The sequence below is a fragment of the Clostridium guangxiense genome, from assembly GCF_021043395.1.
Taxonomy (GTDB): Bacteria; Bacillota; Clostridia; order Clostridiales; family Clostridiaceae; genus Clostridium_S; species Clostridium_S guangxiense.
In genome coordinates, this window is record NZ_JAJNKE010000003.1 from 155655 (window position 1) to 170511 (window position 14857).

Below are 14857 nucleotides of genomic sequence, written 5' to 3' on the forward strand. Positions count from 1 at the left end.
ACTACCCAACCGAAAAAACAAAAGTATACCCTTATGCAGAATTTAATTTTCCCTAGCATAAATCAAAACAACGAGTACAGTGATCTTAATCAACTTGTTATTGATATATGGAGCAATAAGAGCGGACAGGTTGAAGAAATAGAAACTATTACAGATAATCTTGTGATAGCAATTTTACAAGGTAAAAATACCAGGATAATTAAAACAGAAAATATGTTGATACAAATTTATAAAGATAATCCATTTAGATTAAAGCTCCCAGACAGTGATATTAATATCCAACGTCGGGAGCTTAAATTTTTAATAAAACTTTATGAGAAAGGGTGATATGAATGTCTGACATAAATACAGATGGCTTACAAACTACAGGATTTAACGAAAAGACCATGGAGCATCTATTGTTGGATGCTGGATCGCTATATAAAAATTTAACATTACCAACACAGGGTTTAATTGGTGCAACTAGCGGAGGCAATGAATTTCAAGTAAAACAGAAAATAAGTGCTATTAAAATTGACGGCATAAAAGCGGCTAATGTTAAAGGCATGGAACGTGTGGATAGCGTGGAAACTACTTTGAAATGTAATTTTATAGAGGCTACACCAGAAATAATTGCGGATGCGCTTGTCGCAACAATAGATAGTACGAGTGATAGTAATTACCACATAATTAAGGGTAAAAGCAAAATAGATGAAAGTGACTATATAGATAATATTGCTTGGGTGGGGACTATTAGCGGTAGTGGAAAACCTGTAATAATATTTCTATATAATGCCCTTAGTCTTGATGGATTGCAGCTAAAAACAGAAGATTCTAAGGATATTACACTTCCAGTTACATTTACGGCTCACGCGGATCCAACGAAACCACAAGATTTACCTTATGCTATTTATTATCCTAAAGAGCCATTTAATTTGGTTAGTGCAGCGGTTTCTAGTGGAAAAATAATTCTTACAATGTCTGACACCGTGGCTGCTACAGTTCCGTTAGATGGATTTACCCTTATGGTTGCTGGTAGCTCTGATGTTATTACATCTATTGCAATAGGAACTGACACAAAGACAATAGAGCTTACACCAACTACAGCACCGACAAGTGGTCAAGCTGTAACATTGGCTTACAATAAACCTACCGACACGTCAAAGCAAGTACAATCGGCAAGCGGTACTGCATTAGATACTTTTGCAGCTACAGCAGTAGCAAATAATTAATTTAAGCACTCGAAAGGGTGCTTTTTATTTTTAGGAGGAATTTGAATGAAAGAATTAAGTTTTGAGGATGTATTTACTATATCAAAGATAATTAAAAAGATGAATATCAGAAAAGAAATCAAAGGATGTATCAATGATATTAAACCAGCACTTAGTGGTGATGAAAACAAAGAAGATCATGAGGAACTTGTTGAGAGCTTGGGAATTGATATGGCATTATTATTTGTTGAAAATATTCCAAGTGCTGAAAAAGAAGTATATAGCTTATTTAGTAATTTGACAGAAAAGAAAACTGAAGAAGTTAAAAAAATGAAGGCAACGGAAATTTTTGAAATGGTTAAAAATTGGTTTACTAATGAGGATATGAAAAAAGTTTTTTCTACAGCGCTCAACTTGAAGAAATAGGAGCTGTTGAGTGCTACGATCTTTTGTTAAGCCAATACAGCAATATTGATTTTATAATGCATTTAGATATAGATGAAGGTTTTGAAATGCTTAAAAAGGCTAATGAAAAGCAAAACGATTCTATTCTATGGGATATGTGGCTTGTAAAATATCCTTGGATGGATAAAGACAACTTTGTTAGTTTTAATGATTTTAAAAATAATATTTTAAAGAAAGTTGAAGAACCTAAAAAACCGACTAAAACAAAGCAGCAGATAATAGCTGATTCTGAAAAGATTGTTGCCGCTTGGAAGAAAGGAGGCGGTTGCAAATGACTATATTTACATTGCTAGGTGAAATACTTATAAAGGACAATGGAGCAAAAAAGACACTTGAAGATGTAAATAGTGCTGGTGAAAAAACAAGCAGTGGACTTACTGGAGCTTTTGGGAAAATAGGAAGTGCAGCACTTAAAGTTGGTGCTATGGTCGGAATTGGCTTTGGCTTTAAAGAAGCTATAGGACAAAGCTACAAACTCGCTGAAAGTGCATCCGATTTGAACGAAGCACAAAACGTGGTTGAACAAACATTTGGCAAGTCTGCAAAGAGCATTGAAACATGGACCACAACAACGGAAAAATCGGCAGGAATAAGTCAAACTGCTTCTATGCAATGGAGCGGTTTTATGGGTGCTATGCTTAAAAGCTCCGGAGTTTCAGAAAGTGCATCCGCCAGCATGTCTAAAAATCTTGTACAACTCACAGGAGATATGTCTTCTTTTTATAATGTTAGTACATCTGATATGTGGGAGAAGATAAGAAGTGGAATAAGTGGAGAGACAGAGCCATTAAAGGAAATTGGTATTAATATGTCTGTGGCAAATTTGCAAGCTTATGCATTAGCTGAGGGTATTAAAAAGCCATATGCACAGATGAGTCAAGGCGAACAGACACAGCTTAGATATAACTACCTTATGAGTGTTACAAAAGATGCGCAGGGCGATTTTGGAAGAACCTTAGGTACTTCTTTTGCTAACCAAATGAGAGTTGCACAAATGAATTTAGCCGACTTAGGTAGAAGTGTTGGAACTATGCTTTTACCAGCTTTTATGAGCGCTTCAAGCTGGTTTAATAGTCATATGCCAGAAATTAAAAATGCCATAGCTAATATGATTAGTGGAGCTGGAAGCGTGATAAAGACATTGGCTCCAATAGTAAGTGCTGGATTTGGTAGCTTTAAGGGAATAATGGACTGGATTGTGCAACACAGTGAACTTACGAAAGCCGCTATTATTGGCATAGGCACTGCATTTGCGACACTAAAAACAATAAGTACAATAAATAAAGCTATGACTGATTTTCGTAATGGCATGAATTTAATTTCTGGAGCTACTGGAATAGTAAGTCGTTTAGGCACTGCCTTTATGGAATTGAGAACAGCTCCGACTATATTAACCGGAATTAAAGGGGCTTTTACTGCCATATTTGCAGTTAATCCTATGATTTTGGCAATAGTTGCTGGAATTGCTTTATTAGCTGCGGGTGCATATCTTATTGTTACCCATTGGACACAAGTAAAAACATTTTTTACAAACCTATGGACTGGAGTTAAACAAAAATTTAATGAGTTTTGGAATTGGTTAAAGCCGTTTATGGCACAATGGGGTCCTGTAATATTAACAGTTATAGCTCCGTTTATTGGTATTCCGTTGCTTATAGCCCAACATTGGGAGCAGATAAAAACTTTTTTTAGTAATCTTTGGAGCAATATAACTATAACGGCGATTGCTGGGTGGAACTCTTTTTGGAGTGCTGTAGGAAATATCCTAAATTCTATTGGAAATGGCATAAAAAATATATGGAACGGATTGCTAAGTTGGTTTGGCAGTTTACCATCACGTTTATACAGTTTAGGTTCTAGTATGTTTAATTCCATGAAAAGTGGTATTTCTAATGTGCTTGGAACAATAACCTCAGTAGTACGAAGTGGTTTCAATGGTGCAATAAGCTTTATAACTTCATTGCCAAGTAAAGCTATTGGCTGGGGTAAGGATTTTATAAATGGTTTAATTAATGGTATAAAATCCATGATTGGCGGAGTTGCGAATGCAGTGAGTGGAGTGGCTGATAAGATTAGAAGTTTTCTTCATTTTAGTGTACCAGATGAGGGCCCACTTTCCGATGCAGATACTTACGGAAGCGATTTTATGGATCTTATAGCTGGAGGTATTGCGGATAATAAGTTTAAAGTAGTTGATTCTATAAAATCTTTAGCTGGAGATATGAAAGTTAACGCAACTGCCAATATAACTGCAAATGCTAATGGTAGTAAATCTAACAACAATATTGATAGTTCCCAAGCTAATACACCAAAGCAACCTATAGTAATTCAACTCGTATTGCAGAATATGAGAGTTATTGCTGAAGCTGTTTTAGATGATTTGGATGAACTTAAAAATCAAAAATTTGTATTAACCACTAGAAGGCAAGGAGGTGTTCTGTAATGGCTACATTTACGTTTGATGGTAAAAATAGTTATAGTGATTTTGGACTTATTGCAGAAGAAATTAAAATTCAATCTCCTAGTAAACGAAAAGTGAAAGAAACTATTCCAGGTATGAGTGGGTACCTGGATTTTTCAACTGTAATAAGCGGTGGTGAACAGGTATATGATACAAGACCCATAACAGCAAAGTTATTTTTAAGTAAAGATAATAGGGAGGATTTATACAATCTTTATACCAGAGTTTTAGAATGGCTAGGAGCTGGGCAGAGCCAATTGATTTTTGATTTTATGCCTGGTTATTATTTTCTAGCAGAAATTGAAGACGCTCCAACATGGGATGAGTTTGTAGATAATGGAGACTTAGAAGTAAAATTTACAGCTCAACCATACAAATATTCCATTACTAATTATGGTGATTTGTTATGGGATAATATAGATTTTTCTCTTCCGGATTATATACAAGAAACAACTTTTTCAGTTAACAGCAGTAAAACAGTTACTATATATATTCCTGGAAACCACAGTATTATACCAAGCGTAGTTGTGAATAACGATACATCTTGTACTCTCAATAACTACACAGTAACATTTACAACTTCAAAAACAACAGACTGGCTATTTAAATTAAAGCCAGGAGCAAACAATATAACAATAACTGGCAACGGGAATATAGAATTTCAATTCAGAAAGGAAGTGCTTTAGATGGCAGATACAGATTATGCAAGCTTAATAAGAACAGAGCCTAACGCAGCAATAATGAGAGAAGAAATAGCAAATGGAATTGAACAATCACAAAATGATGCAAGTAATGCAGTAAATACAGCTGAAAACGCAAATAATACAGTTAATATAGTTAACGAAAGAGTAGATGAAATTATAGCACATGGTGCTGATGGATCACTCGAAGAACTTGTTGATATTAGAAATCGTGGTGACGGTACAGTAGCAACTACGGCAGGAGATCGTGTTAGAGAATTAGGTTCGCAATTGGCAGAAAAGGTTAACCAAGCAGATTTAAATACAACTAATGCAAATGTTCGTACGAACACAGAGAATATAACAAGTTTACAAAATAATAAAGCAGAAAACTCAACGGTATCTTCATTACAAACACAAGTAGCAAGTTTAGCAAGTGGAGCACCTCAAGCGGTATCATTAGTTGCTAATATGACAGACCATACTAAAAATTATGTATATACTGGTTCAGAAAGTGGATATACTTCTGGAAATTGGTATTATTGGAATGGAACAGCATGGATTTCAGGTGGTGTTTATCAAGCAACAGGGGTAGCAGATGATAGTATTACTCCTAAAAATTTAAATCAATTAATAACTGATGATTTGTATGCAAAAAGTATGGTATATAATAATGCAGACACAACAAGTACAACAGGAACAACTTCTACTACAAGTAGATATTTTGGAAAAAATACAATACCAAGTGGAAGTATTATAGATGGTTATGTTGAAATACCTGTCCAAATTAATACAGGCTCAATTGCTGGAGTAATTGAATTATGGGAATTAGATAATGGAACGTTAACTAAAGTATATAGTAGCAATTTTAGTGGTAGTGATTCAACTGGAACAACTGTAAAGTTAAAATTAAAAGCAAAAATTTCATATAGAGCAAACAAAATAACTTATATGTCAATGTGTTTAACTTCAGTGGTTGGTTCAATAACAAAAGCATTTTTAGATACTGCAACAACAGGTGGATTATATATAGCTGATGTTTCTAGTGCAAGTTTATTGTTAACATCATTAACTGCATCAGCTACATTTGATCTAAGTGCAAATTTATTACTATATAAATATAAAAATACTAATATAAGTATAAAAAAAGGATATGCAATAGTTGATATAAATGGTAATGGTGATTATGTAAATCCAATTGATGCCGTAAACGCTGAATCAGAAGGAACACCAATATTCATAATGCCTGGTGAATATGATTGCTCTGCAACTATTCAATGTCAAACAAAACGTATTGTATTAATTGGAATGGATAAAAATAAATGTATTTTGCTTTCTACAGATGGAAGATATTCTAATCCTGTTATTAATGGTGCATGTGGTTATTTAGAAAATCTAACTGTATATTCTAAATATGTAAATGGAGTAAGCAATGAAATTGATACAAATACAACAGGTGCTTATGCTTTTCATTGTGATGCAGATTATTCGCTAGGAAAAGAATTGGAGTTCCATCATTGTAAATTAATTTCTGATTTCTTTCCAGCCCTTGGGTCAGGATTAAGAGAAAATTTCAATTTAATATTAGATGACACTGAAGTAATATCTAATCAACCCGCAACTCGTGGAGGATATGCAACTACAGGAGGACTGGGAGCATTATATGTTCATGATGCAGCAGGTGGTGCAGTTAATCAAAATTTAATAGTTCATAATTGTGTTATAAAATCAACACTTAAAAATGCATTATGTCTTTTTGACCAACAAATATCTGGAGCAGATATGGACGTTGAATTTATTAATAGTGCTATATTTAGTGAAGCAAATGGACTGACTGATAATATTAATTGGCGAGGAGTTACAACTCCATTTGGCGGGAATATACATTTAAAACCTATTTCATATGGTAATAATGTAACTATATTAAATGCTTAATTTACAATAGAAATATAATACGAACTAACTTAAAAGAGTTTTAGGACAATCCTAAAGCTCTTTTTTAATATTCAAGAAAGGATGTGATAAATTTTGTATATTGTAACTATTCAAAACGGTACGGAAGAACCTATTATAGTGCATGTACCAAGTCAAAACAACACGGCTCCACACTTGTTAAAAGCAGAGCTAGACGAAAAAGCTGGGGAAGTTACAAACTTTAAATTTACTATTCCTTGGGGCAATCCAGGTTATGATGAAATTTATGATTTAATTACTCTTGTCAAGGTAACTAAAATAGATACACAGGAAGTGATTTTTGAGGGTAGAGTATTTAACAGTATTAAAGATTTAAATGAAGATGGTCAAGTCTATATAGAGGTACAGGCGGAAAGTGAACTTATATACTTAAATGACAGCTTAGTAGGTGTGTGGGATATCCAAAGCATGAGTGTTTCTGACTTCTTTCAGAAAGTTATAGATAACCATAACAGCCAAGTTGGAACACTCGGGGACAAGCAATTTCAATTAGGAAGAATAGAAGTAACTGGCTCTATAACGGTTAAAACTAATAGAGAAAATTCTCTTAATACGCTTATAAATAATTGTTCTAACGTTTTCGGTGGTTATATAAGTTGCAGGAAGGAAAACGGAATAAGGTATATTGATTATCTTAAAAACTTAAATGGTACAAGTGCCGACATAGCCATTACAAAGAATATGAAGGGTGTAACTTTTTCCAAGGATGTTACTAACATAGCGACAAGGGTTTTTCCTATAGGCAAGGACAGCTTGGATATTACTTCCGTTAATAATGACATTGATTATATAGATAACATAGAGGCACAACAACAGTATGGAGTAATATCGCAGACTTTAGAATTTAAAGATATCACAGATACAACAGAGCTCTTAAACTCTGCTAAAGCTAAATTAGATGATATTGCAAGGCCAACTTATAAATTATCAACTACAGTTTTAGATACTTCCCTTATAGGTTTGGATGCACAAAGCTTTTATTGTGGGACAGATACAAGGATTATGTGTCCTGTATTGGGGTTTGATGAATCCTTTACAATAATTGAAAAGGTAACGGATTTATTAAGCCCTCAAAATGCAAAATTAACTATAAACGATAAATTTGGTGCAGATACAGACAGGCAGATAGCTCTACAGAGGACAGCTAACATTTTAAATGATATGTTAACCTCAGATAATAATATTAACGGCCTGTACCTTGCCAATGTAGTGGATTTGCTTAAGTGCCAAATGAAAGCTATGGCAGATACAGCAGAAAAACAGCAAGCCAAAGCGATATTATTCGAGGATAGAGTTCCAAACTCACCAACATACGGAGCTATGGCACTAGGAACGCAAGGATTCATGATTGCAAGTGAAATAAAAAATGGTGATTGGGATTGGAAAACATTTGGTACAGGTGCAGGATTTACAGCGGATTTGATTATTGCTGGAACTTTGCTAGCTGACAGAATAGCTGGTGGGACTTTGTCATCAAAAGATGGTTCATTAAAGATTAATTTAGATAGTGGGCATTTCACATTTTTAAATAATACGCTTAAAGCTCTTGATTTATATAACAATAGCGTAGACTTTCATGATTGGTCAAATGATGGAGACGTTATTGGGAGCATTTCTAGCACCCATAATAATATTACTAGTAAAAGTGGCGTAAGTGTAGGAGTTAAAAACGGATGTTTACTCAATATCGGTACCATGACAATGAATACAGACGGAACTTATACATTTAATCCACTCGTTGAAGTTGATTATACAGGGAGCGCTGCAAAGCTAAATTTGTATAATGATATACATGTACAAGGAAACCTGTTCAATAGTGACAGCGACCAAGGGGAAAATGTAACTATAACTTTAAGTGATGGCTTTAAAATGGATTTCAAAAATGGGCTTCTCATAAAGAGTGGCAACTATTAGGAGGTGCAACATGGATAATGTGACAATAGGTGTTATATGCTCCGTGCTAGGGGTAATAGTAAGTGCTTTCACTATTACTAGATTATATAAGCAAGATACAAAAAAAGATACTGAGGTGTCTACAGAATTAAAAACACAACTAAATTACATAAGTAAAGGGGTTGATGATATTAGATTAGACATAAAGGCTCAAGCAAATAAAATTGATGCTATTGTTGAAAGAGTTACTAGAGTTGAGGAAAGCATAAAATCAGCACATCACAGAATAGATAATTTAGAGGAAGGGAAGTAATAATAAAATGTTAAAAAATAAAATAATAGCTTTGCTAACAGCAGTAGTTTTATCTACTGCCTTTTTTATGCCTGTAAATGCACGAGCACAGACATATAAGGGTATAGATATTTATGAGTATGATGATATTGAAAACTGGAATACTGTTAAAAACAATGGTGTCTCTGTGGTAATCCAAAAGGCCACACAAGGAATTGCCCATAATGATAGCTTACTTAATTATAGGTATCCAAGGATATTACAAGCAGGGCTAAAAATAGGATATTATCATTATGCGGATCATACAGGAAGTGCATCACAACAAGCGGAGCATTTTTTAAATAGAGTCCAAGGATTACATTCAGATACTGTTCTATTCTTAGATATAGAGAATGAGAGTGATTGGACAAAGGGAGACGCAATTAACTTTACTAATGAGTTTACTTCTTATGTGAAGTCAAGAGGCTATTCTATAGGGATTTATACTGGCTTAAGCTTTTTCTATGAATATTTACATGGAAGTATTTCAAATGATATACCAGTATGGCTTGCTTCTTATGGAAGGCGACCACAACAGTATCCTAATGGTGTTAGTTGGCAGTATGCAGAAACTGAGACTATGAGTGGAATTGTCGGTTATGTTGATGGAGACTATTTTAATGATAGTGTTTTTGCTGGACAAGCACCGCAGCAGACAAGCAACTCAACTACGCAGTCAAATGCAGATACATCTGTTTCAACCTTACAAAGCGAATTAAACAGTCAAGGTTATGGCAATCTTAAGGTTGACAATATTGCAGGAAGAAGAACATTATCAGCTTGTCCAACTATTCACAGAGGTTCAAGAGGCAATATTACAAAGTGGATTCAACAGAGGTTAGGGATGTATGCAGATGGAATAAATGGTTATCAAACTCAAAGAGTTATTAAATCATTTCAAAGAGCTCATGGGTTGCATGCAGACGGAATTGTCGGACATAACACATGGAGAGCACTATTGGGGCTATAGGGATATAACTCTTTTTAATAAAAAAATAAAATTTTGGAGGAATGAAAAATGTCAAATAATACTTTATATCTTACAATAGGTGGTTCAGTTGGAGTAATAGCAATAATTATATTAGCTGGGTACTTAAAATATAAGGGAGTGAATATATTGGGATTTGTACAAAAATTAAAATCAATCTTTACAACAGCAGAGACTTACACTAAAGCAGCAGAAGGATTAACGGAAGGAAAAGCAAATCAAATTTTGCAGGCAGCAGATGTATTTGAAAAGTTAGGGATTGAAGGTGCAACATATGCTGAACAGATGCTATTATCTATGCAGATACAAAACGACACAGACGGATCACAACGAAGAGAGCTAGCTCAAAAATATATCTATGCATTTTTACAAGCTCATGGAATAGCCATTACGGATGATATAAAAACTATAGTTCAAGGTATAGTGGAAAAAACAGTTTTGTCGGACAAGACAATTGAGGAAATAAATAAAAAGATAGATGATCTTATTAATACAAAGGTTGCAGCTCTTCAAAGTGAAGTTTCTTCACTTGCAGATACTAATACCAAACTTACAGCAGAAAATCAAACTTTAAACGAAAAGCTTGCTAATGTAGCGGCACAAATGAAATAATTTTAAGCCTAGGGTATTATGTCCTAGGCTTTATTTTTTTGCCTAATTTTGTTACAATTAAACCAACAATATACATAAGTAAGGGGGATTGTTATGGAGAAGATAAATATCTTTGGTTTTGGATATAGAAAAGTTGATGTATATACTAAGAACGATAGTGAAATAGATGAGGACTTTATAGGAAATGTATTCTTTGATGCTGAATATTTCTTTAAAGTATTTGAGCTATATAAGATACCTGGTATGGGTGGATACTTAGACGGAATATCGAGATATGTTAATAAAGAAAATGAGCATTTTATAAAAGGCATAAACAAGATGTTAATTAATGAAAATGGTGTATTAGATTTACTGCAGCATGGATATTTTAATGAAAAGAAAGCGCATAAATATTTTGATAAAATAGTTGAATCAGTGAAACAAATAACAGGTGACAGTTCATATAATCCGGAATTTAGATTTAACAGTAAGAGCGGTTTACAGAGATTTAAGGATAGCTATAATTATGAACAAAATAAGATTGATGCTGAAAAAGAAAGACGAGCACAAGAACCAATTAGGTGCCCTAAATGTGGATCAACTCAAATAGCAGCCGACAAAAAGGGTTTTGGTATTGGAAAAGCAGTTGTGGGTGATTTAGTTGCTGGACCTATAGGTGGATTAGTAACGGGCTCTATTGGTAAGGATAAAGTAATAATTACTTGTCTTAATTGCGGGCATAAGTGGAAAGCTGGTAAGAGGAAATAAGGAGCATTAACGCTGCTCCTTTTTCTTATGCTCTGCATACCATTTTGCTAGAAGTTCATTCAATAAAGCTGATAAACTTTTTTTATCAAATTCTTTTATAAGTAACACCTGGACATCTTCTTTTAATTGTGGTTCTAAATACACTGTAGTTTTTTCATTCATAATCAGCACCTCATAGACATTCTACAAAATGCCATTCTAACATCATACCGTTATGACGCCATGACGCCACACTATTTAAAAAAATTTTTGTTACAAGTATTAAAACAATTATAGTCACACCCTATGTTATATCTTACTAATACATGCGGACAAATGTCTAAAGCTCTAGCAATTCTAAATGTTACTCGTAATGTAGGACTTTTTATTTTTGGATGTCCACGCTCCAGTTCACTTATATAGGCTTGTCTTAACTTTGCTTTTCGTGCCAGCTCTTTTTGGGTCATTCCTCTAAGTACTCTATATTCTCTTATTAACAATATGTATACTTCCAATTTCAATCCCTCCTTATTTAAATAATATATTAAATTACGACATTTTTCTACATACAAAACATGGAATTTGTCGTAAATATAACTGTCAGTTATATTTATATGTAGTATGATTTAAATATAGGTAATGCATTGCTGATTTTTACAATAAGGGAGAATAGCACATGGAGAAAACTAAGTTTTATCATTTTAAATATAGTGGAAGGAAAATAATATTAGGATATTGTAATTATAGTTTTGATTGGTATACTATAAAAAAGAACGGAGCTATTATAATATTTATTAATAATAATTTAGATAATAAATTAAAAAGTAAGATATTGCACAAGGCTATTAGGAAGGCTTATACGTAAAAGATGGTGGCAAAAATCAATTTGCCACCTTAGTGCCACTAGTGTACGCCCTTAATTAAAATTCAATGCAAATCAAAGCCTTTTAATTAATTTTTTAGTTTCAAAACAAAGCTAAAAAATGCAACGCTTAACCGCTTATAATCTTTTAAAATATTTCAATACAAAAATCTTATTCAAATACTAAAGGTTTTAGAAAAGGAAAGACTCAAGAAGTAGTTTAGCTGCTGTATATTTTTTTTAGAAGTAAAGCATCTTTTTTAAGCATAGGGCTTTCGCATATAATGCAGCCTTTAGCGTTGAATTTTATAAGAGATTTTATGCATTCTTTATATGGAAAATCACTTTCTAAAAATGGAAGGTGATTTTTTTCTCCTTTTTCACCATAATTTATACCTGCCATATGTATGTGTAAATCATAAAGAGCATCTTCTCCGAGTTCTTCTCCAACAAAATTTAAAATCCTATCAAAATCATCCTGTGATTTTAAACTTCCGTTTTCTCTAGCATGAATATGAGAAAAGTCAATACATAGTTTGCAGTTTGAAACAGCTTTACACAATTCTATATTTTCTTTTAGGGAACCAAATTGAGTACCTTTTCCTGTGGTTTCTAGTCTATAATCTACATTTATAGAAGGAAGCTTTAAAAGATTATCTCTAATTGTATTGAAAGTTTCTTCTTTCGAATCCTTTAAATAAAAGCCAGGATGGAATACAAGGCTTCTACCAGAAAGACTTTTTAAAGCTTCTGCTCCCTTTATTATCCTCTCTAAGGAGGCTTCTTGTTTTTCTAAATCATCTGCATTTAAATTGATGTAATATGAACCATGGGCAGAAAGATAAAAATTATTTTTAATTTTAGAGTCCATTATGCCATCTTTATTTTTGGAGGTTACATTTACATTTCTTACGAAGGGGAGTTCCATTGCATCGAGACCAATACTGCTTAAATAATCTATACCGGTTTTATATGTAAATTTAGTATTTCCATCTCCTATTGGAAGACCAGAAATTCCAAACAAAAGTTTATCCATTATAACATCTCCTAATGTAGATTTGGGCAAAGCCAAATAAATTACTTTTGTAATAAAATGGGTTACAAAGATTCAAGGCTAAAATTCCGTAGGCACAGAGGAATTTTTTCCTTGAATTACTTCGCATTTTTTTATTTAAGTACCCTAAGAGCTTCTGCTACTTTTCTTGCAAAATTTAAAGGATTTTCAACTGATTGAAAATGAACATATAATATTCTAGGATTATCATATATCCAGTGATTGTGAACTCCTGAAATATCAATTCCATTTCTTTTAAGAGCAGTTAGAAATCTATTAAGTTCATCCTGAAGAACAACTATTTCACCTAGGTTTAAAGCCCTACCGACTGCATTCATACCTTGAAATGAAAATTCTCCTTTAAGGACTGTTTTAACTGGTATTCCGGATATAGTAACATTTAAATTACCTCTGTCCTTTTCTACTGCACAAGAGCCGGGCTTAGATTCAGTTACTTTGCCTTTAAGGATGCTTGCAAATTGCTCGCATAATGTTGAGTTAGGATCTGCATTTGTTTCTACTGTAGAATCCTCTTCCTCACTTGCCTCAGTATCTTCTCTTACAAAATTTTTCATATATGGACAGTAACCGCAGTTATTTGATATATACATTATTAACCTCCTAAAAGTATAACCACTTATAATTTATGAGAGGCAATAAAATAATGTGACTATTTTAGCTTTGTTCCATTTTCATTTTGAATTATTAATCCTTTTTTCATAAGTCCACCTAAGGCATTTTTAAAGTAATTTTTGCTTTCGTGAAAAGTTCTTTTTATATCTTCAGGAGAGCTTTTATCGTTATATGGCATAGAACCCCCATGAGCCTTTAAATATTCATATATTTTGTCTTCCAATTCTAATCTTTCGTTTTTTGGAGATTTTCTAGGAGTCAAGGAGAGCCTTCCATCTTCAAATAATTTTTTTACTCTAAGATTAAGCTTTTCACCAGGGTATAATCTATTAAAGTACTCGTTTTTTAAAATAACACCATCATACTTGTTTTCTATGGCTACCATGGCACTTCCATTGGTTTGAAAACCATAGACAATACCAGTAACTTCTTTGTTAACCATAGTATCATCAGCAGGTTCAAGGTAATTGCCAATGTTCGTTGTTCCAGCAAGCCTTCCGGTTTTATCCACATAAACATAAAAAAGATAAGACTTATTTGGTTCTAATATATAGCCTTGTTCTTTTATTGGGACAAATAAATCTCGTTCAAGACCAATATCAAGAAAAGCACCTATCTTTGTGTTTGATATTACTTTTAGATAGGCAATGTCAGATACTTTTGCATAAGGTTTTCTTAAAGTAGCTATAGGTCTATCCTTTGAATCCCTATAAATAAATACATTTAGAGTATCACCTATATTTACTTCTTTGTCTTTAACATCTTTTATTGGTAAAAGTATATCATCACTTGTATTTCCAGTTTTAGCATCTAAAAAAAGACCAAAATCACTTTTTCTTGCAACTTTAAGCTCATTATATTCACCTATTTTTATCAATTTATAATCCTCCCTGTAGTTAAATATGCATAATTTTCATGCCATATAATTTTACCATACTTTTATTATATTGTGTAAGAAATCCATGGAAGCAAAATTCTATTTTAATAT

18 protein-coding genes are annotated in these 14857 nt (G+C 33.1%); 13 read left to right on the top strand and 5 right to left on the bottom strand.

Features of this window, described 5'->3' with window-relative positions; translation table 11 throughout:
• Window positions 1–33: 33 nt before the first annotated feature.
• From LQK79_RS03875 to LQK79_RS03930, 12 genes are all read left to right on the top strand, one after another.
• Window positions 34–327, top strand: coding sequence for a hypothetical protein (locus LQK79_RS03875; RefSeq protein WP_231015619.1), 294 nt, complete (start codon window positions 34–36; stop codon window positions 325–327).
• Window positions 328–332: 5 nt separating this feature from the next.
• On the top strand, window positions 333–1211 hold the full coding sequence (locus LQK79_RS03880) for a SwmB domain-containing protein (RefSeq protein ID WP_231015620.1): 879 nt from the start codon (window positions 333–335) through the stop codon (window positions 1209–1211).
• Window positions 1212–1256: 45 nt separating this feature from the next.
• Window positions 1257–1616, top strand: coding sequence for a hypothetical protein (locus tag LQK79_RS03885; RefSeq protein WP_231015621.1), 360 nt, complete (start codon window positions 1257–1259; stop codon window positions 1614–1616).
• Between the two features lie 23 nt (window positions 1617–1639).
• Window positions 1640–1930, top strand: a complete 291-nt coding sequence (locus LQK79_RS03890; protein ID WP_231015622.1) for a hypothetical protein — start codon at window positions 1640–1642, stop codon at window positions 1928–1930.
• A complete protein-coding gene (locus LQK79_RS03895; protein WP_231015623.1) occupies window positions 1927–4098 on the top strand; it encodes a phage tail protein in 2172 nt (723 codons plus the stop codon). The genes LQK79_RS03890 and LQK79_RS03895 overlap by 4 nt, the downstream gene beginning before the upstream one ends.
• Entirely contained in the window at window positions 4098–4802 is a 705-nt protein-coding gene (locus LQK79_RS03900; protein WP_231015624.1) for a phage tail domain-containing protein, read from the top strand. The genes LQK79_RS03895 and LQK79_RS03900 overlap by 1 nt, the downstream gene beginning before the upstream one ends.
• A complete protein-coding gene (locus LQK79_RS03905) occupies window positions 4803–6731 on the top strand; it encodes a hypothetical protein (protein WP_231015625.1) in 1929 nt (642 codons plus the stop codon).
• Window positions 6732–6824: 93 nt separating this feature from the next.
• Window positions 6825–8684 (top strand): phage tail protein, encoded by a 1860-nt coding sequence (locus tag LQK79_RS03910; RefSeq protein WP_231015626.1) that lies wholly within the window; start codon window positions 6825–6827, stop codon window positions 8682–8684.
• 10 nt (window positions 8685–8694) lie between these two features.
• Window positions 8695–8976 (top strand): hypothetical protein, encoded by a 282-nt coding sequence (locus LQK79_RS03915; RefSeq protein ID WP_231015627.1) that lies wholly within the window; start codon window positions 8695–8697, stop codon window positions 8974–8976.
• Between the two features lie 7 nt (window positions 8977–8983).
• Entirely contained in the window at window positions 8984–9964 is a 981-nt protein-coding gene (locus LQK79_RS03920) for a GH25 family lysozyme (RefSeq protein ID WP_231015628.1), read from the top strand.
• A gap of 48 nt (window positions 9965–10012) precedes the next feature.
• Complete coding sequence (locus LQK79_RS03925) at window positions 10013–10594, top strand: hypothetical protein (RefSeq protein WP_231015629.1); 582 nt, start codon at window positions 10013–10015, stop codon at window positions 10592–10594.
• 93 nt (window positions 10595–10687) lie between these two features.
• Entirely contained in the window at window positions 10688–11341 is a 654-nt protein-coding gene (locus LQK79_RS03930; protein WP_231015630.1) for a hypothetical protein, read from the top strand.
• Window positions 11342–11347: 6 nt separating this feature from the next.
• Here LQK79_RS03930 and LQK79_RS03935 read toward each other — a convergent pair whose 3' ends face one another.
• Complete coding sequence (locus LQK79_RS03935) at window positions 11348–11503, bottom strand: hypothetical protein (protein ID WP_231015631.1); 156 nt, start codon at window positions 11501–11503, stop codon at window positions 11348–11350.
• Window positions 11504–11574: 71 nt separating this feature from the next.
• Window positions 11575–11835, bottom strand: a complete 261-nt coding sequence (locus LQK79_RS03940; RefSeq protein WP_231015632.1) for a helix-turn-helix domain-containing protein — start codon at window positions 11833–11835, stop codon at window positions 11575–11577.
• A gap of 161 nt (window positions 11836–11996) precedes the next feature.
• Here LQK79_RS03940 and LQK79_RS03945 point away from each other — a divergent pair, with 161 nt between their 5' ends.
• Window positions 11997–12185 (top strand): hypothetical protein, encoded by a 189-nt coding sequence (locus tag LQK79_RS03945; RefSeq protein ID WP_231015633.1) that lies wholly within the window; start codon window positions 11997–11999, stop codon window positions 12183–12185.
• Window positions 12186–12402: 217 nt separating this feature from the next.
• Here LQK79_RS03945 and LQK79_RS03950 read toward each other — a convergent pair whose 3' ends face one another.
• The 3 genes from LQK79_RS03950 to LQK79_RS03960 all read right to left on the bottom strand — a co-directional run bounded on the left by LQK79_RS03950 (window position 12403) and on the right by LQK79_RS03960 (window position 14746).
• Window positions 12403–13218, bottom strand: a complete 816-nt coding sequence (locus LQK79_RS03950; RefSeq protein WP_231015634.1) for a TIM barrel protein — start codon at window positions 13216–13218, stop codon at window positions 12403–12405.
• A gap of 131 nt (window positions 13219–13349) precedes the next feature.
• Window positions 13350–13847 carry a DUF1259 domain-containing protein gene (locus LQK79_RS03955; protein WP_053241571.1) on the bottom strand — a complete coding sequence of 166 codons (498 nt, stop codon included), beginning with the start codon at window positions 13845–13847 and terminating at the stop codon, window positions 13350–13352.
• Between the two features lie 59 nt (window positions 13848–13906).
• Entirely contained in the window at window positions 13907–14746 is an 840-nt protein-coding gene (locus LQK79_RS03960; protein ID WP_053241570.1) for a CvfB family protein, read from the bottom strand.
• Between the last annotated feature and the right edge of the window lie 111 nt (window positions 14747–14857).

Excerpts from the sequence above, each read along its gene's own strand:
- LQK79_RS03875 (WP_231015619.1), top strand. The coding sequence starts at position 34 with ATGCAGAATTTAATTTTCCCTAGCATAAATCAAAACAACGAGTACAGT.
- LQK79_RS03880 (WP_231015620.1), top strand. The coding sequence starts at position 333 with ATGTCTGACATAAATACAGATGGCTTACAAACTACAGGATTTAACGAA.
- LQK79_RS03885 (WP_231015621.1), top strand. The coding sequence starts at position 1,257 with ATGAAAGAATTAAGTTTTGAGGATGTATTTACTATATCAAAGATAATT.
- LQK79_RS03895 (WP_231015623.1), top strand. The coding sequence starts at position 1,927 with ATGACTATATTTACATTGCTAGGTGAAATACTTATAAAGGACAATGGA.
- LQK79_RS03900 (WP_231015624.1), top strand. The coding sequence starts at position 4,098 with ATGGCTACATTTACGTTTGATGGTAAAAATAGTTATAGTGATTTTGGA.
- LQK79_RS03905 (WP_231015625.1), top strand. The coding sequence starts at position 4,803 with ATGGCAGATACAGATTATGCAAGCTTAATAAGAACAGAGCCTAACGCA.
- LQK79_RS03915 (WP_231015627.1), top strand. The coding sequence starts at position 8,695 with ATGGATAATGTGACAATAGGTGTTATATGCTCCGTGCTAGGGGTAATA.
- LQK79_RS03920 (WP_231015628.1), top strand. The coding sequence starts at position 8,984 with ATGTTAAAAAATAAAATAATAGCTTTGCTAACAGCAGTAGTTTTATCT.
- LQK79_RS03925 (WP_231015629.1), top strand. The coding sequence starts at position 10,013 with ATGTCAAATAATACTTTATATCTTACAATAGGTGGTTCAGTTGGAGTA.
- LQK79_RS03930 (WP_231015630.1), top strand. The coding sequence starts at position 10,688 with ATGGAGAAGATAAATATCTTTGGTTTTGGATATAGAAAAGTTGATGTA.
- LQK79_RS03935 (WP_231015631.1), bottom strand. The coding sequence starts at position 11,503 with ATGAATGAAAAAACTACAGTGTATTTAGAACCACAATTAAAAGAAGAT.
- LQK79_RS03945 (WP_231015633.1), top strand. The coding sequence starts at position 11,997 with ATGGAGAAAACTAAGTTTTATCATTTTAAATATAGTGGAAGGAAAATA.
- LQK79_RS03950 (WP_231015634.1), bottom strand. The coding sequence starts at position 13,218 with ATGGATAAACTTTTGTTTGGAATTTCTGGTCTTCCAATAGGAGATGGA.
- LQK79_RS03955 (WP_053241571.1), bottom strand. The coding sequence starts at position 13,847 with ATGTATATATCAAATAACTGCGGTTACTGTCCATATATGAAAAATTTT.